Annotated in this window: 21 protein-coding genes and 1 other annotated feature; of the genes, 7 read left to right on the forward strand and 14 right to left on the reverse strand. The window is 59.6% G+C overall.

The annotated features are described in order from the left end of the window. Positions 1-201 precede the first annotated feature (201 nt). Positions 202-1047 carry a 3-deoxy-8-phosphooctulonate synthase gene (kdsA, locus tag ACIQJ2_RS34285; RefSeq protein WP_400676662.1) on the reverse strand — a complete coding sequence of 282 codons (846 nt, stop codon included), beginning with the start codon at positions 1045-1047 and terminating at the stop codon, positions 202-204. A 189-nt stretch (positions 1048-1236) separates the two neighbouring features. Continuing rightward, the gene (locus ACIQJ2_RS34290) at positions 1237-2166 is read right to left on the reverse strand and encodes a GlxA family transcriptional regulator (RefSeq protein ID WP_400676664.1); all 930 of its coding nucleotides are present in this window, start codon (positions 2164-2166) and stop codon (positions 1237-1239) included. Between the two features lie 127 nt (positions 2167-2293). On the opposite strand from ACIQJ2_RS34290, the gene ACIQJ2_RS34295 reads away from it, so the two are divergent. Together ACIQJ2_RS34295 and ACIQJ2_RS34300 are read left to right on the forward strand one after the other, a co-directional pair. Next, positions 2294-3091 carry an SDR family NAD(P)-dependent oxidoreductase gene (locus ACIQJ2_RS34295; protein ID WP_400676660.1) on the forward strand — a complete coding sequence of 266 codons (798 nt, stop codon included), beginning with the start codon at positions 2294-2296 and terminating at the stop codon, positions 3089-3091. 565 nt (positions 3092-3656) lie between these two features. Next, complete coding sequence (locus tag ACIQJ2_RS34300) at positions 3657-4265, forward strand: DUF2026 family protein (RefSeq protein ID WP_400676658.1); 609 nt, start codon at positions 3657-3659, stop codon at positions 4263-4265. A gap of 160 nt (positions 4266-4425) precedes the next feature. On the opposite strand, the gene ACIQJ2_RS34305 is transcribed toward ACIQJ2_RS34300, so the two are convergent. Together ACIQJ2_RS34305 and ACIQJ2_RS34310 are read right to left on the reverse strand one after the other, a co-directional pair. Beyond that, the gene (locus tag ACIQJ2_RS34305; RefSeq protein ID WP_400676656.1) at positions 4426-4848 is read right to left on the reverse strand and encodes an SMI1/KNR4 family protein; all 423 of its coding nucleotides are present in this window, start codon (positions 4846-4848) and stop codon (positions 4426-4428) included. 243 nt (positions 4849-5091) lie between these two features. Beyond that, complete coding sequence (locus ACIQJ2_RS34310) at positions 5092-5562, reverse strand: Lrp/AsnC family transcriptional regulator (RefSeq protein ID WP_400676655.1); 471 nt, start codon at positions 5560-5562, stop codon at positions 5092-5094. 127 nt (positions 5563-5689) lie between these two features. Between ACIQJ2_RS34310 and ACIQJ2_RS34315 the strand changes: the two genes are divergently transcribed. After that, positions 5690-6919 (forward strand): argininosuccinate synthase, encoded by a 1230-nt coding sequence (locus ACIQJ2_RS34315; protein WP_400676653.1) that lies wholly within the window; start codon positions 5690-5692, stop codon positions 6917-6919. A 69-nt stretch (positions 6920-6988) separates the two neighbouring features. Here ACIQJ2_RS34315 and ACIQJ2_RS34320 read toward each other — a convergent pair whose 3' ends face one another. The 7 genes from ACIQJ2_RS34320 to ACIQJ2_RS34350 form a co-directional block, all read right to left on the reverse strand. Next, entirely contained in the window at positions 6989-8155 is a 1167-nt protein-coding gene (locus tag ACIQJ2_RS34320; RefSeq protein ID WP_400676651.1) for a C39 family peptidase, read from the reverse strand. 144 nt (positions 8156-8299) lie between these two features. Next, entirely contained in the window at positions 8300-9817 is a 1518-nt protein-coding gene (locus tag ACIQJ2_RS34325; RefSeq protein ID WP_400676649.1) for a leucyl aminopeptidase, read from the reverse strand. A gap of 47 nt (positions 9818-9864) precedes the next feature. Beyond that, a complete protein-coding gene (locus ACIQJ2_RS34330) occupies positions 9865-10878 on the reverse strand; it encodes an ABC transporter ATP-binding protein (RefSeq protein WP_199149538.1) in 1014 nt (337 codons plus the stop codon). Next, complete coding sequence (locus ACIQJ2_RS34335; RefSeq protein ID WP_400676647.1) at positions 10875-11891, reverse strand: ABC transporter ATP-binding protein; 1017 nt, start codon at positions 11889-11891, stop codon at positions 10875-10877. Before ACIQJ2_RS34335 ends, ACIQJ2_RS34330 begins: the two co-directional genes overlap by 4 nt. A gap of 1 nt (position 11892) precedes the next feature. Next, complete coding sequence (locus tag ACIQJ2_RS34340) at positions 11893-12864, reverse strand: ABC transporter permease (RefSeq protein ID WP_400676645.1); 972 nt, start codon at positions 12862-12864, stop codon at positions 11893-11895. 7 nt (positions 12865-12871) lie between these two features. Further along, entirely contained in the window at positions 12872-13969 is a 1098-nt protein-coding gene (locus ACIQJ2_RS34345; RefSeq protein ID WP_400676643.1) for an ABC transporter permease, read from the reverse strand. A 19-nt stretch (positions 13970-13988) separates the two neighbouring features. Next, entirely contained in the window at positions 13989-15677 is a 1689-nt protein-coding gene (locus tag ACIQJ2_RS34350; protein WP_400676641.1) for an ABC transporter substrate-binding protein, read from the reverse strand. 172 nt (positions 15678-15849) lie between these two features. Between ACIQJ2_RS34350 and ACIQJ2_RS34355 the strand changes: the two genes are divergently transcribed. Further along, on the forward strand, positions 15850-16743 hold the full coding sequence (locus ACIQJ2_RS34355; protein ID WP_400676639.1) for a LysR family transcriptional regulator: 894 nt from the start codon (positions 15850-15852) through the stop codon (positions 16741-16743). 34 nt (positions 16744-16777) lie between these two features. Here ACIQJ2_RS34355 and ACIQJ2_RS34360 read toward each other — a convergent pair whose 3' ends face one another. The 3 genes from ACIQJ2_RS34360 to ACIQJ2_RS34370 all read right to left on the reverse strand — a co-directional run bounded on the left by ACIQJ2_RS34360 (position 16778) and on the right by ACIQJ2_RS34370 (position 20073). Then, positions 16778-17095, reverse strand: coding sequence for a WGR domain-containing protein (locus ACIQJ2_RS34360; RefSeq protein ID WP_400676637.1), 318 nt, complete (start codon positions 17093-17095; stop codon positions 16778-16780). A 207-nt stretch (positions 17096-17302) separates the two neighbouring features. Next, positions 17303-18790: a SulP family inorganic anion transporter gene (locus ACIQJ2_RS34365; protein ID WP_400676635.1), complete on the reverse strand. Its 1488-nt coding sequence runs from the start codon at positions 18788-18790 to the stop codon at positions 17303-17305. Between the two features lie 65 nt (positions 18791-18855). Next, positions 18856-18911 (reverse strand) — a sequence feature (sul1 is cis-regulatory element that is thought to sense ions involved in sulfur or methionine metabolism; They are found in Alphaproteobacteria). 136 nt (positions 18912-19047) lie between these two features. Then, positions 19048-20073 carry a LacI family DNA-binding transcriptional regulator gene (locus ACIQJ2_RS34370; RefSeq protein WP_400676634.1) on the reverse strand — a complete coding sequence of 342 codons (1026 nt, stop codon included), beginning with the start codon at positions 20071-20073 and terminating at the stop codon, positions 19048-19050. Positions 20074-20222: 149 nt separating this feature from the next. Here ACIQJ2_RS34370 and ACIQJ2_RS34375 point away from each other — a divergent pair, with 149 nt between their 5' ends. Genes ACIQJ2_RS34375 through ACIQJ2_RS34385 form a run of 3 tightly spaced genes read left to right on the forward strand, consistent with a single transcriptional unit; the run spans position 20223 to position 25438 of the window. Then, entirely contained in the window at positions 20223-22964 is a 2742-nt protein-coding gene (locus ACIQJ2_RS34375) for a glycoside hydrolase family 2 protein (RefSeq protein ID WP_400676632.1), read from the forward strand. Between the two features lie 46 nt (positions 22965-23010). Further along, positions 23011-24123 carry an ABC transporter ATP-binding protein gene (locus ACIQJ2_RS34380; protein WP_400676630.1) on the forward strand — a complete coding sequence of 371 codons (1113 nt, stop codon included), beginning with the start codon at positions 23011-23013 and terminating at the stop codon, positions 24121-24123. A gap of 55 nt (positions 24124-24178) precedes the next feature. Next, a complete protein-coding gene (locus tag ACIQJ2_RS34385; protein ID WP_400676628.1) occupies positions 24179-25438 on the forward strand; it encodes a hypothetical protein in 1260 nt (419 codons plus the stop codon). The last annotated feature ends 40 nt before the right edge of the window (positions 25439-25478 follow it).

Here is a 25478-nt window from a genome sequence, read left to right on the forward strand (position 1 = left end):
GGCACGCGGGGACGATTCGCTCGGCCGATGGCGAAGACATATCCCCTCGGAAGAGCCCATTCCGCCGCTAACGCGGCGGCGCCAAGTTCGCTGGCGTCTCTTCGCTCTTGATGGGAATCAAACCGGCGACCCCAAGGGTTGCCACAGCATGGTGAGGGCAGCTTCCACTTCTAAGCTCAACACGACATCTTCCCCTGTCGGCTAGCTAAGGTCGACGGTCGGAAAAGATTTTACCAATTCGTCGATGGCTTTCATCTGGCTCAAAAAGGCGGAAACCTTATCCAGTGCCAACGCACTCGGCCCATCACATAAGGCGCGATCAGGGTCAGGATGCGCTTCCAGGAATATGCCTGCCAATCCCAGGGCCAGGCCGGAACGAGCCAGTTCAAAGACCTGCTTTCGGCGACCGCCCGAACTCTTTGCGCTGGGATCGCGCATTTGCAGCGAATGGGTCACATCAAAGATGATCGGCGCGTTGCGGCTCACCTCCTTCATGACGCTAAATCCGAGCATATCGACCACGAGGTTGTCGTAACCGAAGCAACTGCCGCGCTCGCAGATGATTGCCCTGTCGTTTCCGAAATCCGCGAGTTTATCGATGACGTTTCCGATCTGTCGCGGGCTCATGAACTGCGGCTTCTTCACGTTGACGACTTTCCCAGTCTTGGCGAGGGCCTCGATCAGGTCGGTTTGCCGGGCGAGAAATGCAGGGAGCTGTAAGATATCGCATACTTGCGCGGCCACGGCTGCCTGATCGGGAAGATGAATATCCGTCAGGATCGGAACATCGAAGGTGTCTCGGACCTCCTGAAGGATTTTCATGCCCTCGTCTATGCCTGGGCCACGAAACGATTGGTTCGATGAGCGATTGGCCTTATCGAAAGAGGCTTTGAAGACGTACGGGATCCGATGGCGATCCGTTTCTCTTTTCATTTCTTCCGCGACTTGCATGGCCAGATCGCGGCTTTCCAGGACGTTGACACCACCGATGAAGACCATTGGTGTCGAGTTCGAGATTTCCATGCTTCCGAGTGAGATTGTGCTCACAGTGTTTCCCCTCTTACGACCGATATGCCATCATGTCTGGCCCAAACCTATCAATTGGGTGTGACAGGACGATCAGCAGCCTAAATCGCTATCTTTGACCTGGAGCTGCGCATAGTTTATTCACGGTTGCAATCCGAGCCGGTCACCACTGGGTCATATCGATTTGGGGCGACATTGCGACTGCGCCCCTCATTGCGCCAATCGGCGAATTGCCTGCGGCGGTTGGCCGAAGGCGCGCACGAAAGCGCGGCGCATGCGTTCACGATCCGAAAAGCCGGTTTCCCGGGCGACGACATCGATCGGATGACGGCCCTGTTCCATCATCAGACGAGCAGCTTCCAGGCGCAGGTTTTCGACAGCTTTGGCCGGCGACTGGCCCGTCTCTGCTCGGAATGCTCGGCTGAACTGGCGTGGACTAAGATGCGCCACATCCGCAAGTTCTTCCACCGACAAGGTCGATTTGAGATTGCTGCGCGCATGGGCAAGCGCGCTTTGAATGCGGTCGGATTTCGGCTCCAGTTCCAGCAGCGTGGAAAACTGCGACTGCCCGCCGGCGCGTCGGTGATAGACGACGAGCTTGCGTGCCACGGCTCGGGCGATCTCCAAGCCATGATCCTTCTCGACCATTGCCAGTGCAAGGTCGACGCCGGCCGTCATGCCTGCTGACGTCCAGACGGAACCATCGATGATGTAGATCTGGTCCTCCTCGGTTTTGATCGAGGGGTAGCGGCCTCGCAGCTCTCGGGCGAGATACCAGTGTGTCGTCGCGCGGCGACCGTCGAGGACACCCGCTTCCGCAAGAAAGAAGGCGCCTGTGCAGATCGAGGCGAGACGGCGGGTTGCCGGAAGAGCGGCGCGGATGAAGTCCGCCTCGCCTTTGGTCGGCAGCTTGATGTCAGGAGCCCCGGCAACGATCAACGTGTCGAAATCGGGCGTCCCAAACATTTCCGTATCGATGACCATCCCCAGCGAATTGGCAACCGGGCCACCGGTCTCCGAGACGAAATGAATGTCGTAGACCTTCTCGTCGAGTTCGAGATTGGCAAACTCGAAGGCTGAGGCGGCCGCGAGGCTCATGATCTGGAAACCGGGAAAGAGCAGGAAGGCAACCTGTTGCATCATGGCGGATCCTTGAAAGGACGATGTCCTAAAAAGTGGTATATTCGACATTCAGGTCGTCGGCAAGCGGGTGTAAAACCCTCTCCAGGCACAAGGCATCGGGCTGATGTGCAAACGGAGAAGCAAAATGGCACAGGAACACAGGGGTACAGCGCTGATAACAGGGGCATCGTCGGGCATAGGGGCGATCTACGCGCAGCGGCTGGCAAGACAGGGCTATGACCTTGTTCTCGTCGCTCGCAACGGCGAACGGTTGAGGGCGCTGGCAAGCCAGCTCACCCATGAAACGGGCCGTAGCGTCGAAACCCTGTCCGCCGATCTCGGCAGCAAGATTGATCTTGCCAGGGTCGAGAAGGTGCTGAAGGAAGACCAGAGCATCACCATGCTGGTGAACAATGCAGGCTTTGGCGGGACTGCGCCGCTGCTGGCATCGGACGTCGACAAGATGCAGGAGATGATCGATCTCAACGTGACGGCCGTAATGCGGCTTGCATATGCCGCCGTACCTGGATTCGTTGCCCGCGGCCTTGGGACCATCGTCAACATCGCCTCGATCGTGGCGATTGCGCCGGAATTGTTGAACGGTGTCTACGGAGGCACGAAGGCTTTCGTTCTCGCCTTCAGCCAGTCGCTGAAGCACGAACTTGCCGACACGAACATCCGCGTTCAGGTGGTGCTGCCGGGGGCAACGGCGACGGAATTCTGGGGGATTGCGGGCACGCCCGTCGAGCATCTGCCGGGAGAAATCGTCATGTCGGCGGAAAGCATGGTCGACGCTTCGCTTGCCGGTCTTGCCGAAGGAGAATTCACCACCATCCCGGCGCTTGAGGATGGCGGATTACTTGAGGCCTATGAAGAAGCCCGCCAGGCGCTGATGCCGAATCTATCGCGTTCAGTGCCGGCTCGGCGCTACAAAGTCGCTTGAGGCCGACCGACGAAGCGAAATAGTGCCGTGAAAGCTGGATAGCTCGGGCTTGGTCACACGACCGGCTCGAGCGCATTCGCGTCTACTGGAGCAGCTTTACCACCTGTGCCTTTGCAGGCGCGGGGCTGTCATGGCGGGCAGAAGTAATACCGGTGATAACCGCAATGGCTGCAACGACCACGTAAATCATGGTCCCTTTCGGCTTCCGGTCCGCTATGCAATGCCTTGTCGACTCTAGCGAGCGCGAATGTTCAGACATTTTGATCCTTTGGCGTTCAAAGCGGTGTGTGTAGCCGATCAGCCGCCCCTAAAGAATGTCCAGAATCGCGCATCTCCCTTGCAAAAGGCGAATACCGGAGATTTTGAGGCCAACCTTCCCTCGCCTGTCACCTCCCGCCAATCGCTGGCAGCAAGAGGTTGGGCAAGCGCATGCGCCGGCGCGAGCCGGATTACACTGCAACTCGGATCGGCGGAGCGGATGTCAGGATGATAAGATCGAGTGTTTACACGGGCATTGTCGTCCCGTACGGAACGCTGCAAGTATCTGGTTTGGGATTAAACAATCATGTTGATCAAGCAAAGCGACTATCATCGGATCTACAAGGTCATCAATAGCCTGCTGATCAACGAGAACGCCGGGCCGGCTGTCGCTTCCATGTGTTTCAGCACTTTCGGCGCTTTCATCCTTGAGCATCACTATAAGCTGAAAGCCAAGCCCAAAGGTGGCCTTGCCGCCTACAATCTTGATGGAAAGCGCATTCTCTTCGCCGATCATCGGGAAGACGGCTATGTTTCCGGTGCGGGAGAGAATTTCCATTGCTGGATCGAAGCGGATGGCTGGGCGCTCGATTTCATGGCACCGGCATTCTGCGACAATGCCAGTGATCTGCAACTGCCTTCCAGGATGTTCCAGCGCCCATTGTCGTCGATGGCTCCGTCGATCAACGATCTGGCGAAATCCGGCGATTTCTTCTATCAATCCGAACCTGACGCCATGAGCCGCCGGTTCGCCGATTGGCGAAAGAATCCGATGATCGGGGACCTTGCGACCGTTGCCACCAACTGGTTCCGCAAATCTCCCAAGCAAATGCAGTCGTCGATCGCCGCCCGCGATCAGTACGGAAACAGCAAAACGATACCCCTCACCGGCAAGTCCCTCGTCGGGGCATGGTGAGGCCTTAGACTTCGCCGTCGTCGCGCGGCGATCCCGCCTGCCCAGGGAATCGCCGCCGCCCCTCCCCGCATTGAGGGGCTTGAGCAACTGAACAGAAAACTTACGGAAGATTCAAGGCTGTTCGCCGAACAGCCCTGCAAGCGATTTTTCGCTTCCCACGTCAGATTTCTTCTCGCAAAGCTGCGAGAAATTCGGAGAAGCCTACAGCGATACGACGCAGATATTGATAGGAATTTGTCTCTGGATCTGGCTCTTCCGACCACGCCCAATAGTAGACATAACCACGGTCCTCACCATCCAAGGAAATGACGATGCGGTCGTTATTGGCCACCAACGCGATCGACAACAGGTTGCGAGGCAGCATCTGGCCCAGCGACAGTTGCGCATATTCGGACGCATAGCTTTCGCCATCATCGGATTCCACGGGCCAGAACTGGGTTATCCATCCAGCGACTTTACGGTCTTCCGTCTCAAACCATCCACGTTTCCCGTCCGGGATCTGATTGTTGAGCAATGCCTCTCGCAACTGGGCGGGTAATTCCAGTGCGTGCTGGCGTTCGAATTGCCGGATTGCTTCTTCCATGTCCGTCTCGATTTCTCACGACTCAATCGTCACAACAAATCCCGGTTTGATGTGACGCTGCAAAGCCGATGCCGATCGCAAAAATCCTAGAATAGCCGTCGAATCTCACAAATACTGGTGCAGAAATCTACGGCCTGCAAACCCCCGCCCCCTGTTTCTGTGAGGTCAACGTGGCATATGTCGGTTTTCTGTTCCGTTGCTCAAATACCAATGACGGTGCCGGGAGCGTGGAAATAATTGTATTTATGACGCTACGGGCAACTCGAAGCTGCGCTTCAGGGTTTCCATCGGCACATCGGTCTTGACGTTCAGCACGCTGGGGATACGGGTCAGGTGATCCGCCTGGAAGCGCCAGTAACTGTGAAGATCTGTTGTGACGATGCGCAGGATGGCGTCGCACTCCCCGGTCGTCAGGTAGCATTCCATGACTTCGGGGAAGCGTCTGACGGCTTCGGCAAATTGCAGCGTCACCTGGGCATCCTGCGTCTTGAACCAGACGCGGGCAAAGACCGTGAGGCCGGCCCCCACCTTGGCGGGATCAAGGACTGCGACATAACGATCAATGATGCCCGCCTCCTCCAGCAATCGCACGCGCCGCAGACAAGGCGATGGCGAGAGCCCGACTTCTCTTGCCAAATCGACATTGGAAATGCGCCCGTCGCGCTGAAGCACCTTGAGAATGCGCCGGTCAATCTCGTCCAAGGTCATTGACATAATATATCCTCATCCCCTCAAGGGTTGGCATAAACTGCCAATTTATGCCGCTGAAGTGAATTCTTTGCAAGCTCATTGCGCTCGGATTGGCCTATCGTTTCGTCGGTTCAATCTGGAGACGAAGGTGATGACGAAAAAGATTGGGAAAGTCGTGCTGTCCTACTCGGGCGGCCTGGACACGTCCATCATTCTCAAATGGCTGCAGGAGACATATCGATGCGAGGTCGTAACCTTCACGGCCGACCTTGGCCAGGACGAGGAGCTGGAACCGGCGCGCGAAAAGGCCGAAACGCTCGGCGTCAAGGACATCCGCATTGTCGATGTCCGCGAGGAATTCGTGCGGGATTTCGTCTTTCCGATGTTCCGGGCCAATGCGCTCTATGAGGGACACTATCTGCTCGGCTCATCCATTGCCCGCCCGCTGATCGCCAAGCATCTCGTGAGCATAGCAAGAGAGGTTGGCGCGGATGCCATTGCCCATGGCGCCACCGGCAAGGGAAACGACCAGGTCCGTTTCGAACTCGCGGCAAATGCGCTCGATCCATCGATCGAGATCATCGCACCCTGGCGGCAATGGAATATTCAATCGCGCACCCAATTGATCGACTACGCCGAAAAACATCAGATCGCGATCCCAACGGACAAACGCGGAGAGGCTCCCTTCTCGACCGATGCCAATCTTCTGCATACCTCGACGGAAGGAAAGGTGCTGGAGGACCCGTCTGAAGTTGCGCCTCCCCATGTCTACCAGCGGACAGTCGACCCCCTGCATGCGCCGGATGAGCCGGAAACCATCACCATCGGTTTCGAGAGAGGTGACGCCGTCTCCTTGAACGGCATTGCTCTGACACCTGCAGCGCTTCTGGGCGAACTCAACAGATCGGGCGGCAGACACGGGATTGGAAGGGTTGATCTGGTGGAGAACAGATTTGTCGGGATGAAATCGCGCGGGATCTACGAGACGCCGGGCGGTACGATCCTCCTTGCCGCCCATCGCGGCATTGAATCGATCACGCTCGATCGCGCCGCAGCGCATTTGAAGGACGAGATCATGCCGCGCTACGCAGCACTGATCTATAACGGCTTTTGGTTTTCTCCGGAGCGGGAGATGCTGCAGGCGCTGATCGACCAGAGCCAAACCTATGTCGGCGGCGAGGTGACGCTCCGGCTCTACAAGGGCTCCGTAAGCGTCGTCGCCCGAACGTCGCCGTACTCGCTCTACTCGATGGACCTCGTGACCTTCGAGGAAGGTTCCGGCGCCTATGACCATCATGATGCCGAGGGCTTCATCCGGCTGAACGGCCTGCGTCTCAAGAGCTGGGCAAGCCGCAACGCTCAGGCGGTCTCCCCTCGTTAAGGGCGCGCGAGGGCGAATTCCGTATAATCGGGCGAAGCAAACGGCACATGGACTGCGATACCGCCCGGACTAAGGGGCGGTATCCGGGACGGCGCGATAGACCGCAATTTCGTCGGATCGGATCTTTTCCTTCACGATGTAGGTTGATCCCGCCTGGATATTGATCGCCCACATCTTATCCGCTTTGGCGGCGTTGGCGTTGAAACCCGAATTGGGGACCGATTGGAAGCTATTATAGCGATAGAGCTTGTACGAGAGCCCCGGCTTCAGCCCCGAAACGGTGACCGTTAACGTCAGATCCTCGGCTGGCGGCCGCGTATTCGATCCCTCGCGCATCGCCGGCTTCTCGAACTTTCGATCGGTGGAGAGACGAACCGGCAGCGTCTTGCCGTCGTGGTCGATGATCCCGGTGATCGCCACGCCGTAATTGCTGCCTTCACGCGGCAGGGAATAGATCGGGTGGGATTTCGAATTCGCCTCCTTGCGGCTCGCCTGGAAGGCACCGGAAGCATAGCGATAGACATAGGTCGGTTGGCCTGTCGGAGACCAAAGGCCGTTGTCGCTGAGGGTGATGACATCATCGGCATCATAGACCGAAGGCTTGGTGAAGGGATGCTTCGATGAGACGCCGGTAACCTGCACGATATGGTCGTATTCGGCATCTCCCGCATTTTCGTCGTTGGATCCATCGAAGGAGTGACGGTTTTCAAAGACGCTGATGATGACCGGATAGCCCAGCGCGACATTTTCCTTGACCCAGGCCAGGAAATTATTCGGGTTCGCCGTCGAGGCGCTTTTCCATTGGGTGGCATTCAAATGCATTTGCGATGCGGCATAGGCGTCGTTTACGCCAAGCAGCAGCTGGCTGCCTTCCTTGGACTGGTCGGTATTCTTGCTTGCGATGGCGCGCGCATCATATTGGGAGACATATTGGCCATAGTAGAGGCCGGCGCTTATCAGGGAGACCTCGCCGCAATAGCCGAAATTCGCCGTCCATTGCAGCCGTGGCGGAATATCATTGGCCTTGTGATGCGTCTCGGCTGCGCTCTCCGGGGCCTTGTCGTCACCGCTTGCGGCGCGGAGGCTTGAAAGCGGTGTGCAAATCACCACGGCGCAGCTGAGGAGCAAAGCACCAAGGCGAGCCGTGACATCGGTAAGGCGCCGATGCGACGACGTGGATAGTGCGCCCCGCGCATGCTTGGATGGGCTGCGCCTGTGTCTGTTGGAATCAAACATATTATGTCCTCTCCAAATAGTGTCCTGCTCAGGATCGTTCGCGATTGCGGCGATCATTCGCTGCGTGACGGAGTATTGTGCGCTTCCCTGGCGAGAGGGGTGTCGTCCCTCCCCTTTCCCATGGGAAATTCCAGAACTCCCAGGTCAACGCTTCGTCGTGGATTCCTGATGTTGAAGTTCGAGGTCGCGCGTCAGCCGATCAAGGAGACGCACCCCCCAGCCCGTACCCCAACTCGGGCTTATGGCGCTCTTTGGCAGATCGTAGGCCGGCCCGGCAATGTCGAGATGAACCCAGGGCACGCCATTGACGAAGCGCTGGATGAAGTTTGCCGCCGTGCAGGCACCGCCGGAGGGAGAGTCGATATTGCGGACATCGGCAATCTTGGAATCCATTTCCTCGTCGAAGTTCGGTCCCATCGGCATACGCCAGACGAGTTCCCCGGTTGTCGAAGAGGCCTGCTCCAGGCGCGCGGCAAGCTCGTCATTGTTGGAAAACAAGCCGGCGCGCTCGCGGCCAATGCCCGTTACGATGTCGTGGGTGAGCGTCGCCAGATCGATCATGAAACGAGGCCGGAACGTCGCCTGCACATGCCATAACAGATCGGCAAGAACCAGGCGGCCCTCATAGTCGGTGTCGATGATTTCGATGGTCTGGCCAGACAGGGAGCGGACGATATCTCCGGGGCGCTGGGCCTTGCCTCCCGGCATGTTTTCCACGAGGCCGATGGCGCCGACGGCATTGACGGGCGCCTTGCGGCGGGCAAGCCCCAGCATCAGGCCCGTGACGCAGGCGGCACCGGCCATGTCGCCCTTCATCTCGGCCATATCGGTCGCGGACTTGATCGAAATGCCGCCGCTGTCGAAGCAGACACCCTTGCCGATAAAGCCAAGCGGCGGCGCGTCGGGGTCGGCGGCGCCCTGCCAACGAAGGATGGCGACATGGCTTTCTTCGCTGGAGCCCTGCCCGACGCCGAGAAGGGCGCGGAAACCCATGCGTGCGAGTTCGGCCTCTCCGAGGATTTGCACCTCGACCCCAGCTTTTTCGAGTATTTGCAGGCGCCGCGTAAATTCGCAAGGCGTCAGAATGTTGGCCGGTTCGTTGATGAGCGAACGGGCGAGTTCCACACCTTCGGCGATCGCGGTTTCGCGCGCATGGGCGACGTGAGCCTCCTCCGGTGAGGAGGTCATTATCAAGACATGCCGCTCGGTGGGGAGCTGCGGCTCGGGCCTGCGGGTCCGGTAGGTGTTGAAGCGATAGCTTGCAAGGCGAAAGCCGAGCGCCAGTTCTGCGGTGGCTTGCGGGGAAAGCTCGGCATCTCCCGGCACATCTCCGGCGATGACGACCTTTGCGGCATAGCCTGCAGCCGCCGCCGCCCGGCCACCGAGATCGATGGGAGCGGCGCAACCGGTTCCCATGCCCACGAAGACAATGCGGCGATGGCCCGCAAACAGGGTCATGCTGTCGTCGGGCTTGCCGCGAAAGCCGGCGTCGGACGCGGCCCGTGCGAACAGCTGCCAATCCAGGCCGGCAAGCAGGTCCTGAGTGCGGGCACCAACCTTCAGATCTTCGCCGGCGAAGGCGACAACGGTCGCGTCGTCGGGCTGTTTTGCGAGATCGGACAACGAGAGGGGCGAGAAGGAGAAACTGAGCGATTCGGACATGATGCCTAACAATGGTTGGATTTATAACTGGCGAGCCGAGGCCTCACCTATGAGCGAAACGGAAAGTGGCAGGCGACCTGCCGACCATCGACCAGCGTTGTCAGTGTCGGGCGTTCGGTCCTGCAACGCGCCTGCACCGCTGGACAACGCGGGTGAAATCGACAGCCGGATGGTGGGTTGGCGGGGCTTGGTATCTCGCCTTTGAGCAGGATGCGCTCGCGTTTCCTCGCGCCTCCGATGCGGGGGACGGGGATGGCTGACAACAAGGCCTGGGTGTAGGGATGGGCCGGCCTGTGAAACAGAAGATCGGTCGGGCCGATCTCCACGATCGAACCGAGATACATCACCGCCGTGCGATCCGAGACCTGGCGCACGACGCTCAGATCATGAGCGATGAAGAGGATGGTCAGCTGCAGCCGCTTTCGAAGATCGGCAAAAAGATTGACGATCTGTGCCTGCACCGAGACGTCGAGGGCGGAGACGGGTTCGTCGGCGATGATCAGCTTCGGCTCCAGCGCCAGCGCTCTTGCTATGCCGATGCGCTGGCGCTGGCCGCCTGAAAACTCGTGCGGATAGCGATCTAGAAACGAGGCCGGCAGGCTGACAATGTCCATCAGTTCGCGCAGGCGCTCGGCGATCCCGGCTCGATCGGCAATCTTGTGCACCCGCAATGGCTCGGCCAGCAGATCGCCGACCCGCCGGCGCGGATTGAGCGAGGCGGCGGGATCCTGGAAGATCATCTGCATATGTTGCCGATAAGGGCGCAACTGCCGCATCGATAGTGGCGCGATATCGGTTCCCTCAAGCAGGACCCGGCCGGAACTCACCTCGTAAAGACGAACAAGGCAGCGCCCGAGGGTCGACTTGCCGCAACCGGATTCTCCGACCAGGCCCAGGGTTTCTCCGGGAAAGACGTCAAAGGACACGGCGTCGACCGCATGGATAGGCTGTCCGCTGCCGGGAATGAAGGTCCTGCCGACGACAAAGGTCTTGGAAAGACGGTCGACGCTGAGAAGCGGGGCGGCTCCTTGGAACGATGAAGGGGCATAGGTGGCCGTCATGCTGGCAGGTCCATATTGCTGGAAATCCGGGATCTCGCGGCCGGCCGACCGGCTGCGTCGACGAAGCACAGTGCTTCGCGGCCGCTTCCGATCTGCCGGGGTGGCAACTCGGCGCAGGCCGGCAACCGTGCGCGGCAACGCGGGCCGAAGACGCAGCCGGGCGGCCGCCTGTCGGGTTGCGGTGGCGAGCCGGGTATGGAGATGAGCCGCTCCGGACGTGGACCGTCCAGTGGCGGAATGGAATCGAGCAGACCCCAGGTGTAGGGATGCCAGGCATCGTCGAAGATCGCGTCGCATGGACCCTGCTCGACGATGCGTCCCGAATACATCACGAGGACGCGATCGGCCATTTCGGCGACAACGCCCATGTCATGCGTGATGAGGACGATCGACGATCCGAAATCGCGCCGCAGGCGCCGAAGCAGATCGAGAACCTGCGCCTGGACGGTTACGTCAAGGGCCGTGGTCGGCTCATCAGCAATCAGCAGCGACGGATTGCAAGATAGCGCCATGGCGATGACGGCGCGCTGTCGCATCCCGCCGGACAGCTGGTGCGGGTAGCGCTCGGCCGCCATGCGCGGATTGGCGATGCCGACCTCGCCCAGCAGCTCGACGGCTCGGCTCCAGGCTGCTCGGCTGGATATGTCGGTATGGGCGCGTATCTGCTCGGCGATCTGCCAGCCAATGGTATGGACCGGCGTCATTGCCGTCATCGGATCCTGGGAGATGAGCGCAATCTGCCGCCCGCGAATGCCCTGCAGCGCTTTTTGTGAGGCGCGCAGAATATCCTGCCCCTTGAACAGGGCGGCCCCCCCAACCCTGGAGGAAAGCGGATCGAGCAGTCCGAGCATGCTGAGAAGAGCGACCGATTTGCCCGAACCGGACTCGCCGACGATGCACAAGGTCTCGTCCTCGTTCACCTGGAAGGACAGATCGTCGATCACACCGATCGCGCCATTGCGGCTTGCAAAGGAGACCGACAACCCGCGCACGTCGAGAAGAGGTGCTGTCATATCATTGGCTCCTCATGCGGGGATCGAGCACGACATAGGCCATGTCGACGATTGCGTTCGCCACCACCACGAAGAACGAGGCGTACATGACGCTCGCCATGATGACCGGGAGGTCGAGGCTCTGCAGGGAATCATAGGTCAGCTTGCCGACGCCGTTCAGTCCGAAGAGAACTTCGGTCATCAGCGCACCACCACCGACAAGCGCACCGAAATCAAGCCCGAACATGGTGATGAAAGGGACGAGAGACATGCGCAAGGCATGCCGCAGCAGGACGCGCGTTTCCGACAGACCCTTTGCCCGAGCCGTGCGGATAAAGTCTTCCTGATAGATTTCGACGATATTGGCACGCAATACGCGACCATAGATCCCGATGAACCCCAGCGCCAAGGTCAGCCAAGGCAATAGCAACGCCTTGAACCAGCCGATCGGGTCCTCGTGCAAGGGAACATAGCCAAGAGGCGGCACCCAGGAGAACAGGATCGTATCGTGCAATCTGTTCTGCGAGAGAAGATTGGTCATCTCGCCCAGCCAGAAGACGGGAATGGCCACACCCGTCAGCGACAGGATCATCAAAAGCCTGTCGACGACGCCATGCCGACAAGCCGCCGCGACAATGCCGACGGCAAGGCCACCGACGACCCAGAAGAATGCCGCGCCAAAGACGAGCGAGAGGGTCACGGGCGTGGCTTCGACAATGGCCGGCACCACTTTCAAGCCGCGATTGACGAAGGATACAAGGTCCTGCGTGACGAAGAGCTTCTTCATCATCACCACATATTGCACCGGCAATGGCTGATCGAGGCCGAAATCATGACGCACGGCAACCAGTGTTTCCGGGGCAGCATTCTTGCCGGCGATACGGGCAGCCGGATCCGAGCCCGGCGTTGCAAAGAAGATGAGGAAGACAAGTACGCTGATGCCGAACATCACGAACAACATCTGCACGAGGCGCTGGAAGAGAACGATCAACATTGCCGCCTCACGGTCTTAGCTTTGCGCGGGGATCAAAGGCATCGCGCACGCCGTCGCCGAGAATGTTGAGCGCGACGATGGTGACGATGATGACGAGACCAGGGGCGGTCGATACCCATGGCCTGCTGTAAAGCAGGCTTTGCCCGTCGCGAATGATCGTGCCCCAGCTGGCGCCGGGCGGTTGGACGCCGAGGGAGAGGAACGACAATGCCGTTTCGGTGGCGATGTTCAGTGCCATCATCAGCGGCACGAAGACGATGAGCGTGGTCAAGACATTCGGCAGGACGTCACGGATCAGGATCCGCAAGGGCGGTACTCCGAGGCCAATGGCGGCCATGACGAACTCGCTCCGGCGCAAGGCGAGAACCTGCCCTCTGATCGGCCGGGCGACGTAGGGCACATAGATGATGCCGATGATGACGATCGGGATCACGAGGCTTCCGGAATCGATCGTGACGGGCCCGATCTCGATATGGGCGGTGAGCAGAACGATCGAGAGGCAGATCGCGAGAAGATAGATCGGAAAAGCCCAGAGAATATCGAGGACGCGCGACAGGAGCTGATCGATCCAGCCGCCGAAGAAACCGGCGCAGATGCCGACGACTGCCGCCAAGACCAGGGTGATCGCGGTAGACACGCTGCCGATGAACAAGGTGGCGCGCCCGCCATAGAGCAGCCTGGCCATCACATCCCGCCCCTGTTCGTCGGCGCCGAGGAAATAGGCATTGAAGCGCCATGTCGGGCCGATCGGCACGACGCCGATCCCAAGCCCCTCGGTCGATGGCGCGAGCACCGGCACGCTCTCGCCATCCAGCGTAATCTCGGCTTCAAGATTGGAATTGAAGGGATCTACGCCGGCAATATGCTCGGCATAAATGGGAGCAAGCAGCGATGCCAGGATGATGACGAGCAGAACGAGCGTCGCCATCATCGCCGAGCGATCGCGCCAAAGCTTGGCTAAGGCCTGCATCCATGGGCCAGCCGCCGGCGAAGCCATCTGTTCGTTATGCTCGGCCGTGTTCGCCAGCGCCGATGGAGAAGTGGCATTCTCCATCGGCGCCATCGACACGGGACGATCCGACGGTTGATGATCGGAACTTAGCATGCCCGGTTCCGTCATCACCCTAGTGCACCCAGGCCAGCGTGTAGGCCCAGGCATTGGAGGCCGTGGAATATTTGAAATTGCCTATGCGCTTGGAAACCAGCGTCACCTGCTTTGGATTGAACAGCGGGATCATCGGCGCTTGCTTCATCGCGTCCTGATCGATCGTCGCCCAAAGCTTGGCGGCGGCGGCCGGGTCCGTGATGCCGAGCGTCATGGCTTTTTCCATCTGGCTCTGGAGTGTCTGGTCGCAGAAGCCCGATATGTTTGGCGAGGAGTCCGACCCCTTTCGAAACGAACCGCATCCAAGCAACACGTTCAGGAAGTCGCTGGCAGCGGGGTAATCCCCGTACCATTGCGTCACCGACAGCTGGACCTTGTTGTTGGAATTCTGGATATAGCCGAAGTGAATATTGGCCGATATCGATTTGACGCTGGCGTTGTAGCCGATCTTGTTCAGAACGCTCTGCAGGTATGAGCCGATGTTGCGGGAGATTTCGCCGTCATCGATGACGATCGTAACGGGCTGCCCCGCCGTGCCGGACTCGCCGACGAGCTGCTTTGCCTTCTCGATGTCCGGCGCCGACCATGTGGCTCCGGGCGACTTGGTGTAGAGGCAGAATGAATTATAGCCTTGCAGGCCCGGCGGCAAAACCTGGCAGGTGGGAGTCGCGAGATTGCGGCCCCCGAAGAAATTGACCATGGCCTTCAGGTCGACGGCATAGGACAGAGCCTGGCGCGCCTTGAGATTGTCGAACGGCGGCAGATTGACGTTGAGCGGCAGGTACCAGAAGGCGAGCTGCGGATCGAGGTGAACCTGGTTTGGGTATTTCGTGCCAAGCTCGGCCAGACGCGTGGTTGGCGGCTGATCGAACATGCTGTCTGCCTGGCCATTGAGGACCGCATTGACCTGGGCGTCCTCGGTCAGGCCGAAATCGAGCTCGAACTGGTCGACATAGCCATCCGGCTGAGCGTCGGCGCTCCATTCCTTGAAATGGGGATTGCGTGCCCAGACGAGGGCCTTGTTCGGATCATAGCTCTGGATGGCATAGGGGCCGGTGCCCGGTATGGGCTGGATACCGACATCCTGAAGGGGCGTTTCCTTCGGCAGGATCGAGGCGTGCGGCATCGACAGCTTGTCGAGGAATTCGGCGTCCGGCGCGGTGAGGTTGATGGTGATTGTCGCGTTCGACTTATCTGCGACAACACCGCCATCGAGCTTGCAATCGCCCGGTTTTTCAAGACAGGCGTCGGCGCCGATGATCCCGTTGAACCAGGTTCCGGATGTCGGGCCGGACACCTTGAAGATACGCTGGAACGAAGCCACGACATCGTCGGTGGTCAGGTCCTTGCCGTTCGAGAACTTGATGCCCTTGCGCAGCTTGAAGACATAAGTCTTGCCATCATTCTCGACGGCAGGCATGGCTTCAGCAAGATCGGGAACCACGACAAGACTGTCGGTGCCTCCGGCCTTTCGAAACGCGACGAGGCCATCATAAATGCCGGGAAAATAGTTCCAGTACTGGGGAGCATAGTTGATATGTGGATCGATTGTTCCGCCGGCCGACTTGGAGACGAGGCGCACGGTTCCTCCGCGATGCGCCTTCATCAGTTCGGCACGGCTGTCCGCAGCCAGCGATACACCGGGCAAAAGCGCCACCGTCATGAATGCAATGGTTAGTGAAGGCAGAACCTTCCTTCTTCGCGACATAAAACTCCCCTCCGCTTCCGCCTAGGTGACGGTTATTTGTGCCGTCCAGGCAAACCCCGGGGCACGGACAAGAACGCATCAAACGTTCCATTCCGCGGAGACTAGGATGGCTGCGCTTCAATGGGAAATTTATTTTGTTGCGTTTTGCGATAGATAAATTTTATCATCAGGCATGCTCAAATATGCCGAAAGCTTCTGTGTTCTGGTTGAAGAACTGCATTTCAGCAAGGCTGCGGCGCGACTTCATCTGACCCAGCCCGCCCTGTCGCATCAGATCAAGAAGTTGGAACAGGAGATCGGATGCACCCTGCTGCGACGATCGCCGCATAAGGTCATTCTCACCGAAGCCGGAATGATACTGGCGCGTGAGCTCGGAACGGCGTTGAGCCATGTCAACAGGGCGGTCCAAGAGGCACAAGATGCCGCGCGTGGCGACGCCGGCGCTCTTGCCATCGGCTATTGCGAGTTGCCGCAGGCCGGTCAGATGACGACCATTATCCGTCGTTACAAGGCACTCTATCCCGGCGTGGATGTCACCTTGCGAAATCTGCCGACCAACGATCAGGCGGTTGCACTGGCGGCCGGGTCGATCGACGTCGCCTTCCTGCATCCACCCTTGCACAGTGCCCAATTGGTCATGCGCGCCGCCGGCGAGGAACCGATCGTTGCCGCCCTCCCCGCCGACCATGCACTGGCCGAGAGGCCCGTTCTTCAATTAGCCGACCTCGTATCCGAGCGGCTGATCGTCTGCGCCGAGGCGACAGGGGCTTTCATGTATCATTCGATCCTTGCCGCCTGCGGCAAGGCCGGCTTCCAGCCGCAGTTGCGCGAGGAAAAGAACAGCTGGCATGCCATGCTTGACCAGGCGGCTTCCGGGCTCGGCGTCGCCTTCGTACCGGAATCCCTCACCAGAAACACGCATTCCCAGCTGGTTTTTCGACACATCGAGAATTTCGACGTAAAGCTGCAGACGGCAATAGCGACAGCCGGAGAGCCAACCAGGCCGGCCGTGACGCGCTTTCTCGCAACGGCTGCCTCATGCCTGAAAGATGAAGCCCGCCGCTGACCCTGTCGGGCAGAGGAAGCGGAAGGCCGCGAGACTATTTGCGGATATTCTCCCGAGTTTGTGCCCCTTCCCTTGCCAATTCGGCAGTCTCCCACGGAGCACAGAGACTGTACTTTGGTCGATAGCCGCGCGCTTTCTTTTTCCGTGTGATGTCTAGGAAGAGTTTTACAGCCTCATCCTCGCGCTCGAAGTGGTGGATCAAACATTGGCCAAAGGCGCCTATGCGTCCCCAGCGCCTTATCAGGCAAGCGTCGCCGAACAATGTTTCAGAAATCTCCAGGGCATAGAACCGGGCCATGTTCTTCGCTGGTTCCGTTCGTTCGGTATAGAGATGATAGGGCTGGCGGATCATGGCGATCAGAGTCGCCGAAGCATTCCCTGTCGTCCAACGAGAGTTTTGAATCGGTTCGGGTCGATCGATTCATTCTCGTGATGAAAGCTGCTGGCGGCCGAGACGTGATGTCAAACCTGCTTGGCAAGGCGCCAATCGCTGCATCATGAAGACCGCAGGCGGTCTTCATGCAGAGCCGAGCTGATGTTTCGCAGGGATCGCCGCCGATCAATGCAGAGAGGCGCTGGCCGCGGCGCGTTCATCCTTGTCGTGCAGGGCAAAGCGATCGACCATGTCGGTACTCGCCTGATTAAAGCCAAGTAGCTGAACGTCGATACCCATACGGCGGAACTTCATGACGACCTTGTCGAGTGCGCCGACGGCCGTGATATCCCAAAGATGCGCCTTGCTGACGTCGATGATGATCTTCCTGGCCGTCTCGGAGAAGGCGAAGGCGCCGATGAAGCTTTCGGCCGACGCAAAGAATATCTGCCCTTCCACCCGGTATGTCACGGTTCCGGCCTGCCCGTCCTCCCGCCTGTCGACGGCGAACAATCGCGCCACTTTGCTCGCAAAGAAGATGCCGGACAGAAGTACGCCGACGATAACGCCCTTTGAAAGATCCTGCGTGACAAGGACTGTCGCCACAGTCGCCAGCATGACGATCGAGGAGGTCCCGGGGTGGCGTTTCAAGTCGATGATCGATTTCCATGAAAACGTACCGATCGACACCATGATCATCACGGCGACAAGAGCTGCAACCGGGACGATGCGCAGGACATCGTCAAGCACCAGCAGCAGCACCAGCAGGAAAGCGCCGGCGACGAAGGTGGACAGTCGACCGCGCCCGCCTGAGGTAACATTGATGACGGACTGACCGATCATGGCACAGCCACCCATGCCGCCGAACAGTGCCGAGACGATATTGCCGGCCCCCTGCCCCATGCATTCGACGCTCTTGTTGCTCGGCGTATCCGTGAGATCGTCGACGATCTGTGCCGTCAGGAGCGATTCGAGCAGGCCGACAGCAGCAAGCGCCACGGCGTAGGGGAAGATAATCCTGAGCGTCTCGAATGTCAGCGGCACCTGCGGGAAGGCAAGTGGCGGCAGCGCCTTCGGCATTTCACCGAGATCGGCGACCGTTTCGACGTGAATACCAAAGCCGAGCACCACACAGGTGACGACAACGATCGCGACAAGCGGCGAAGGAATGGTTTTGGTGACGTAGGGAAAAAGATAGATGACGGCCAGACCGATCGCGATCAGGAGATAGGTGACCTCGGGCACGCCGATAAGCTGGGGAAGCTGTGCAACGAAGATCAGAATGGCCAGCGAATTGACGAAGCCGGTCATGACGGAGCGCGACACGAACCGCATCAGCCGGCCGAGCTTCAGCGCTCCTGCGATGATCTGCAGCACGCCCATCAGGATCGTCGCCGCAAAGAGATACTGGATGCCATGATCGCGCACCAGCGGCCCCATGAGGACGGCGGTCGACGCCGTCGCCGCCGAGATCATCGCCGGGCGGCCACCGGTCAGGGCCGTGACGCAGGCGATCGCCACCGACGCGAATAGCCCGACCTTGGGATCGACACCGGCAATGACCGAAAATCCGACGGCCTCCGGAATAAGCGCAAGCGCCACGACTATGCCCGATAATATATCGGCGCGAATGTTGGAGAACCACTCCTGGCGGTAGTTTGAGACAGATTGCATTGGAAAATGTTCACAGTTGAAGGCAACGACCGGAAGGGCCGGTCAGGGAAAAGGTTGCGTTGCTGTGTTGTCTGGCGGATAGGCGGCCAGAAGAGCCACCCGGAGTTTCACCGGGTCCTTGCGGATGCGCTTTGGTAGCGAACAAATAGATGCGGCGCAACAGGCGATGTCGATAAATGCGGCGCCGTTACCCCCATTGCCCCGATGGCGGCTTGCCGCTTCCGAGTACATCTAACCTCAGACGATTGCCGGAGGTCTCAGCGCGGCGGCGCGATGGAATCGCGGCGGATCAATCGGCACTCCATCTTCAGCCGCACCGGCGGCTTCTTGGGTTGTGCGATCTTTTCCAGCAGTTCGGCCACGGCCCATTGCCCCATATCCTCGTGCGGCAGTTTCAGCGTGGTGAGCGGCGGCAGAATTTTTCGAGCAAGACTGTCGTCGTCGAAGCCGACAACGGAGATATCGTCGGGGATCTTCAGCCCCCGCAGTCTGATCGCATCATAGGCGCCCATGGCCACGCGATCCGAAAAACAAAACACCGCCGTCGGCGGCGATGGCAGATCGAGCAGATGCAGCATCTTCTCCCGGCCGAGATCGAGCGACCAGGCGCCCGAGGCGATCAGTTCCGCATCAACGGCGATGTCATAGGTGGTCAGCGCCTGGCGATAGCCGCTCAAACGATCGCGGGCTGCTTCCAGTCTATCCTTGCCCGCATCGATCATGGCGATGCGGCGATGCCCCGCCTTGATCAGCGCTTCCGTCGCGGCAAAACCACCGGCAAGATCGCCCGGGATGATAGACGAGAACTCAGCCCTCTGTTGATGGCAGTTCAAAAGTACCGTCGGATAGTTCGCAAGCTTCGAGGGCAATACAGGTGCCATCTGGGTGATCAGCGTGGCGTAGATCACGCCGACGATCTGGCGCCGGCCCAGATAATCGAGAACGGATTCCGCGAATTCGACCTGTCCGCCGGTTACGACGGTCAGCGCCGCGAGCCCCTGCCCTTCCGCGGCCTCACGCACGCCCTCGATCAGCGGTGCGGCGTGATGCGAGGCCATCAGATCATCGATCAAAAGCACGATGATTCCGCCGAACGGGCCATTGGCGGGCGTGGCCTTCCGGTAACCCAACTCCTCGGCAACCGCCAGCACACGCGTGCGCATCTCCTCCGATACGCGCTTGCCGGGCGCCTCGTTCAACACCAGTGAAACGGTTGCATGCGAGACGCCGACCTTTGCGGCGATATCGGACATTGTCGGGCGTTTCGTCGTTTTGTCGTTCACTCGGTTTCTTTCTTGGACAGTTGGCACGCACGTTAGAAAATCTGGCGGACAATGTGAAGCGGCGGCACTTGCGGGCGTTATATTTTTAAGTTACGAAACTAGTATGTAACTTAATTTGTGACCAAATCCAACTGGAAAGCTTGCGGCCCATGACCATCGCCTCTCGCCGTTTCACCGATACCCAATCCGGGCCGCGTTCGCGCCTGTCGCTGGATGGGACCTGGGACTTTCAGCTGGAGGCGCGAGAGCCCGGGACGATTGCCGTTCCGGGGCCGTGGCAGGCTCAACTCACCGATCTGCGCGCCGCGGCTGGCGTCGCCACCTATTCCCGGCCGGTCGCCGTGCCGCAGGACTGGCTCGGCCGCCAGGTCATCATGCATTTCGGCGCCGTGAACTATTTCGCCGAAGTGTCGGTCAATGGTCGCCGGCTCGGGTCACACGAGGGCGGCTATTTGCCGTTTGAATTCACCATTCCCGCCGACCTGCTGGGCGACGAATTGCGCCTGGATGTGCGCGTGACCTTGCCGAGCGCCGACGCGCAGGCATTCCCCGATTTTCCCTTCGACGAAATTCCGCATGGCAAGCAGAGCTGGTACGGCATGTTGGGCGGCATCTGGCAGTCTGTCTGGCTTGAATGCCGCTGCGAGTCGCATATCGCGCATCAGGGCATTCGCGCCGATCTCGTGACCGGCGATGTCACCGTTGACGTCGAGCTGGCAGCCGCCTTCACCGGTAGTTTGAGGGTCACGCTTTTCGACCGGAAAGGCACGGTCGCGGCATCCGCCGAGCTTGCCGTTGATGCAGGGACGCACGCGTCCATCGAGCTGAATATTGCCAAGGTCGAGGCATGGTCGCTCGACGATCCCGCGCTTTATCGTGCCGTCGTCGAACTGCATCAGGGCGACGCGGTCATTGACGCCGCCACAGAGAATTTCGGCTTCAGAACCTTCGAAGCGAAAGACGGAAAATTCTTCCTGAATGGTCAGCCATTCTACATGCGCGGTGCGCTCGACCAGGACTACTATCCCGACGGCATCTATACGCCGCCGTCGCTGGAATTTCTGGAGGACCAGGCACGCAAGTCGAAAGAGCTTGGCCTCAATCTCCTGCGCTGCCACATCAAGGTTCCTGACCCGCGCTACTATGACGTTGCCGATCGCTTCGGTCTGCTTGTCTGGACAGAGATCCCCAATATCCAGAGTTTCACCGAGAAATCGGCGCAGCGTCTGCTCGATACGATGGAAGGCATCCTGCGTCGAGACGGCAACCACCCCTCCATCGTAATCTGGACCATCATCAACGAAGATTGGGGGACGCGTCTCGTCGAGAGCGCCGATCAACGGTCCTGGCTGCGCAACGCCTATCATTGGCTGAAGAGAAAAGATCCGACGCGGCTGGTCGTCGACAATTCCGCCTGCGTTCCGAACTTCCATGTCGTCTCCGACATTGATGATTACCATTACTATGCTTCGGTGCCGGAAATGGCGCGCGAATGGGCCGACTGGGTTTCGGCCTTCGCCAAGCGGCCCGACTGGTCCTATTCGCCGAACGGCGATGCAACGCGGCGGGGCAGCGAGCCCCTCGTCGTCTCCGAATTCGGTGTCTGGGGGCTGCCCCATCCCGAAAAGCTGAAGCGGAATGGCGAGGAGCCGTTCTGGTTCATCAATGGCCTCGAATGGGACAGCGAGGGCGCGACCTATCCGCATGGCGTCGAGCAGCGCTTCCGCACCTATCAGTTCGACAAGGTCTTTCCGTCCTTCAGCGCCTTCATCGAGGATACGCAGTGGCATCAGTTCAATGCGCTGAAGTTTGAAATCGAGGAAATGCGCCGTCACGCCTCGATCCAGGGCTACGTCATCACCGAGCTCACCGACCTGCACTGGGAGGCGAACGGCCTGATGGACATGGAGCGCAATCCGCGCGCCTATCACAATCGCTTCCATGAGGTTAATAGCGACGTGGTCATTGTGCCGCGCATGCAGCGCTACGCGGTCTGGGCCGGCAATGTTGCCAGTGTCGACCTCGAAATCTCGACGGGCGGCAAGGTGCTGCCGGCGGCGGAATTAAGCTGGAGCATCGACGGTGTGGCGACCGGCAAGATGGCGGTTCCCGCGCAGGATCCGACCACGGTGCATGGTCTGCCGACACTGGCCTTGTCCTTTGCGGCAGACATGGCCGGAAAGCGGATCAGCGTCCAGCTCTCGCTCGCGGTCGCAGGCCAAGAAATCGCGCGCAATAGCGTCGATATCAGCGTCTACTCTCCTCGGGCCAAGCCGACGCTTTCCGTCTTCTCGGCGGAGCCGGAGATCGATCGCTATCTGAGGGATCTCGGCTACGAGCCGGTTGATGCTGACAGAGCCGATGTGAGGGTCGTATCGACGCTCAGCCAGGCCGATATCGACGCCATGGAGCACGGTGCCCGCTACGTGACGCTTGCCGACGCAGCGCCCCTGCCCTTTGGCAATCTGCGCAACGATCAGCCGAATTGGAACTACCCGACCGGCGGCGATCGCGGGCAGGCCATGCCTCAGATGCGCGTCACCGAACGCAACGGTACCATCTGGAAAGGCAATTGGGTGACCGGCTTTAGCTGGGTAAAACGCGCCGGCGTGTTTGATCGCCTGCCCGGCGGCCCGCTCAACGATCTCTCCTTCGTCGGTGTCAATCCCAACCGCGTCATCACCGGATTCAGGCCGATTCATTTCGACGGACTGGTTCATGCAGGTACGATGGCGGGCTGGATCCACAAGCCCTCTGCGACAATCGCCGAGCGCAGGGTCGGTGCCGGTCGCATCGTCGCGACGACCTTCGGCCTGTTGCGCGAGGCTCCAGGCACCGATCCAGTCGCCGCGACCCTGCTTGATTGCATCATCGAGACTGCGGCGGGATAGGTCGCCTTAAAAATCCATAGCCGCGCGTGACCGGGAGGAGGTTTAGGTGGCCAACACAGATGCAGGCGTAAGCATCCGCAGCGTGTCCAAGAGTTTTGGCGCTGTGGATGTGCTCGACAACATATCGCTCGGTATTGATAGCGGCGAATTCGTCGTTTTCCTGGGCGCGTCCGGCTGCGGCAAGTCTACCCTCCTGCGCATGATCGCCGGATTGGAGACGGTTTCGGGCGGCGAAGTCTGGATAGGCGGCCGCCGCGTCGACCAGTTAACCCCCGGTCAGCGCGGCGTGTCGATGGTGTTTCAGTCCTACGCGCTTTATCCGCATATGACCGTGCGCGACAATCTTGGCTTCGGGCTGATCAATGTCGGCACGCCGAAAGCGGAGGTCGCGACCCGCATCAGTGCTGCGGCTAAAATGCTGGAGATGGAGCATCTCCTCGACCGCAAGCCGGCACAGCTATCCGGCGGCCAGCGGCAGCGTGTTGCGATTGGCCGGGCCATTGTGCGCGCGCCGAAAGTCTTTCTTTTCGACGAACCGCTGTCGAACCTGGATGCCGGTCTTAGGACGCGCACGCGGCTCGAACTGGCCCAATTGCATCGACGTCTTGGAACGACGATGATTTTCGTCACCCATGATCAGGTCGAAGCGATGACGCTGGCGACCCGGATCGTTCTGCTGAACAAGGGAAGGGTCGAGCAGGTCGGCACGCCCATGGATATTTATGCGCGCCCACGCACCCGCTATGTCGCGCAATTTGTCGGCTCGCCGTCGATGAACTTCCTGCCGGTCGCAAACATTGAAGCCAGTCCGATGGGAGCAATTGTCACAACCGCCTCCGGCGCAAGGCTGCAAACTGCGGTTCCAAGCGGCAATCTGCCTGATACCGGCCTGACGCTCGGTCTGCGGCCGGAAAACCTGACGGTCTCGCCGCACGGCACGATGAGCGGCAAGGTCATTACTATAGAACAGATGGGCGACCGCCTGCTCGTTCACGCCAGGCTCGGCGATGGAACGCAGGTGGTTGGTGTCGATACGTCCATCAGCGCCGTACGCGCAGGTGCCGAGATCGCGTTCGACGCCGACGGATCAAAAGCCATGCTGTTTGATGGCGAGGGTCAAGGATATCACGCGGCCGCAGAGCCGCAATACACTGCATAAGGGCCACCCCTCGAAGGAGGCCTAATAGGGAACCGATCAGTCTGGAGGAGTGAAAATGCGAAATCTGTTAAAAGCATCGATCGCAGCGATAGCCGTCATGACGGCCTTTCCGGCCTTCGCAGTCGAAAATGTCGTTTGGTGGGACTTTCTGTCCGGAGGTGACGGCGTGCGGATGAAAGCGCTCATCCAGCGCTTTAACGACGAGCACAAGGACAAGATCCAGATCAAGGGAACCACTCTCGAATGGGGTGTTCCCTATTATACCAAGCTGCAGACATCGGCGGCCGTCGGCCAAGGACCTGACATCGCGACCTACCACCTGTCGCGTCTGGCGGGTGCGGTGTCCGCCAAGACCGTCTCTCCCATAGATCCGAAGGAACTCGAAGCTGTCGGGCTGAAGGATAGCGACTATCCGCCGAACGCAATCGCCGCCTCGACGGTCGACAAGGTCCGCTATGCCGTTCCCTTCGACGTGCATGGAGAGGTGCTTTACTACAACAAGAACGTGCTGAAGGAACTCGGCGCCTTGGGGCCTGACGGCAAACCCGCCGGCATCGACACGCTGGATGGCTGGCGCGCGCTGCTTGCCAAGGCCAAAACAGCCGGCAAGAACGGCGTCGTCATCGCATCGTCCAATGGCGACCTGCGCGATATCTACACGCTGTTTGGCCAACTCGGCGGCGAATTGACCGGAAATGGCAAGTTCCTGCAAGGGGACAATCTCGACAAGATGGAGAAGGCCTATAACGAGGTCGCCGATTGGGTGAAGCAAGGCTGGGCCCAACCCTATATCGATTCCGAAACCATCACGCCGACCTTCCTCGCCGGCCAATCCGCCTTCTTCCTCAACGGCAACTGGGAACTGCCGACCATGGAAACCGAGAAGGCCAAGGGCAACGGTTTCGATTATGGTATGGTCAATATACCCGCCTGGATGGGCAAGCCCGCCAACTGGTCGGACTCGCATTCCTTCGTGATCCCCAACAATGTCGGGGTGACGATGACGCCGGAGAAGCGCGCCGCGGTCCTCGAAGTCATCCATTGGATGAATGTAAACTCACTGGAATGGGCCGCTGCCGGCCATATTCCGGCCTATCTGCCCGTCAACACGTCCGACGCATACAAGGCGCTCAAGCCGCAGGCGGACTATGCCGCCATGGCGCTCAACGCCTTCTATATGCCGAAGACGCCGCTCACCGGTGCTGCGTCCAAGTTCGACGACGACTGGCAGAACATGGCATCCGGCCCGCTGAATGGCGAAGGAGATGTGAAGGAAACGCTTGAGAAGTTCCGCGATCACATGAACTCTCAGTGACGGTTTTCTTCGACGGTCCCGGGGCTCCTCCCTGCCCCGG

Source organism: Rhizobium sp. NPDC092011 (genome assembly GCF_044756305.1).
Taxonomy (GTDB): Bacteria; Pseudomonadota; Alphaproteobacteria; order Rhizobiales; family Rhizobiaceae; genus Rhizobium.

What these genes read in the sequence shown, in the direction of transcription:
- ACIQJ2_RS34385 (WP_400676628.1), top strand. Translation starts at nt 24,179, where the DNA reads ATGCGAAATCTGTTAAAAGCATCGATCGCAGCGATAGCCGTCATGACG.
- ACIQJ2_RS34340 (WP_400676645.1), bottom strand. Translation starts at nt 12,864, where the DNA reads ATGTTGATCGTTCTCTTCCAGCGCCTCGTGCAGATGTTGTTCGTGATG.
- ACIQJ2_RS34335 (WP_400676647.1), bottom strand. Translation starts at nt 11,891, where the DNA reads ATGACAGCACCTCTTCTCGACGTGCGCGGGTTGTCGGTCTCCTTTGCA.
- ACIQJ2_RS34315 (WP_400676653.1), top strand. Translation starts at nt 5,690, where the DNA reads ATGACGAAAAAGATTGGGAAAGTCGTGCTGTCCTACTCGGGCGGCCTG.
- ACIQJ2_RS34295 (WP_400676660.1), top strand. Translation starts at nt 2,294, where the DNA reads ATGGCACAGGAACACAGGGGTACAGCGCTGATAACAGGGGCATCGTCG.
- ACIQJ2_RS34365 (WP_400676635.1), bottom strand. Translation starts at nt 18,790, where the DNA reads ATGCAATCTGTCTCAAACTACCGCCAGGAGTGGTTCTCCAACATTCGC.
- ACIQJ2_RS34355 (WP_400676639.1), top strand. Translation starts at nt 15,850, where the DNA reads ATGCTCAAATATGCCGAAAGCTTCTGTGTTCTGGTTGAAGAACTGCAT.
- ACIQJ2_RS34305 (WP_400676656.1), bottom strand. Translation starts at nt 4,848, where the DNA reads ATGGAAGAAGCAATCCGGCAATTCGAACGCCAGCACGCACTGGAATTA.
- ACIQJ2_RS34375 (WP_400676632.1), top strand. Translation starts at nt 20,223, where the DNA reads ATGACCATCGCCTCTCGCCGTTTCACCGATACCCAATCCGGGCCGCGT.
- ACIQJ2_RS34330 (WP_199149538.1), bottom strand. Translation starts at nt 10,878, where the DNA reads ATGACGGCCACCTATGCCCCTTCATCGTTCCAAGGAGCCGCCCCGCTT.
- ACIQJ2_RS34290 (WP_400676664.1), bottom strand. Translation starts at nt 2,166, where the DNA reads ATGCAACAGGTTGCCTTCCTGCTCTTTCCCGGTTTCCAGATCATGAGC.
- ACIQJ2_RS34350 (WP_400676641.1), bottom strand. Translation starts at nt 15,677, where the DNA reads ATGTCGCGAAGAAGGAAGGTTCTGCCTTCACTAACCATTGCATTCATG.
- ACIQJ2_RS34325 (WP_400676649.1), bottom strand. Translation starts at nt 9,817, where the DNA reads ATGTCCGAATCGCTCAGTTTCTCCTTCTCGCCCCTCTCGTTGTCCGAT.
- ACIQJ2_RS34360 (WP_400676637.1), bottom strand. Translation starts at nt 17,095, where the DNA reads ATGATCCGCCAGCCCTATCATCTCTATACCGAACGAACGGAACCAGCG.
- ACIQJ2_RS34310 (WP_400676655.1), bottom strand. Translation starts at nt 5,562, where the DNA reads ATGTCAATGACCTTGGACGAGATTGACCGGCGCATTCTCAAGGTGCTT.
- ACIQJ2_RS34300 (WP_400676658.1), top strand. Translation starts at nt 3,657, where the DNA reads ATGTTGATCAAGCAAAGCGACTATCATCGGATCTACAAGGTCATCAAT.
- ACIQJ2_RS34345 (WP_400676643.1), bottom strand. Translation starts at nt 13,969, where the DNA reads ATGCTAAGTTCCGATCATCAACCGTCGGATCGTCCCGTGTCGATGGCG.
- ACIQJ2_RS34320 (WP_400676651.1), bottom strand. Translation starts at nt 8,155, where the DNA reads ATGTTTGATTCCAACAGACACAGGCGCAGCCCATCCAAGCATGCGCGG.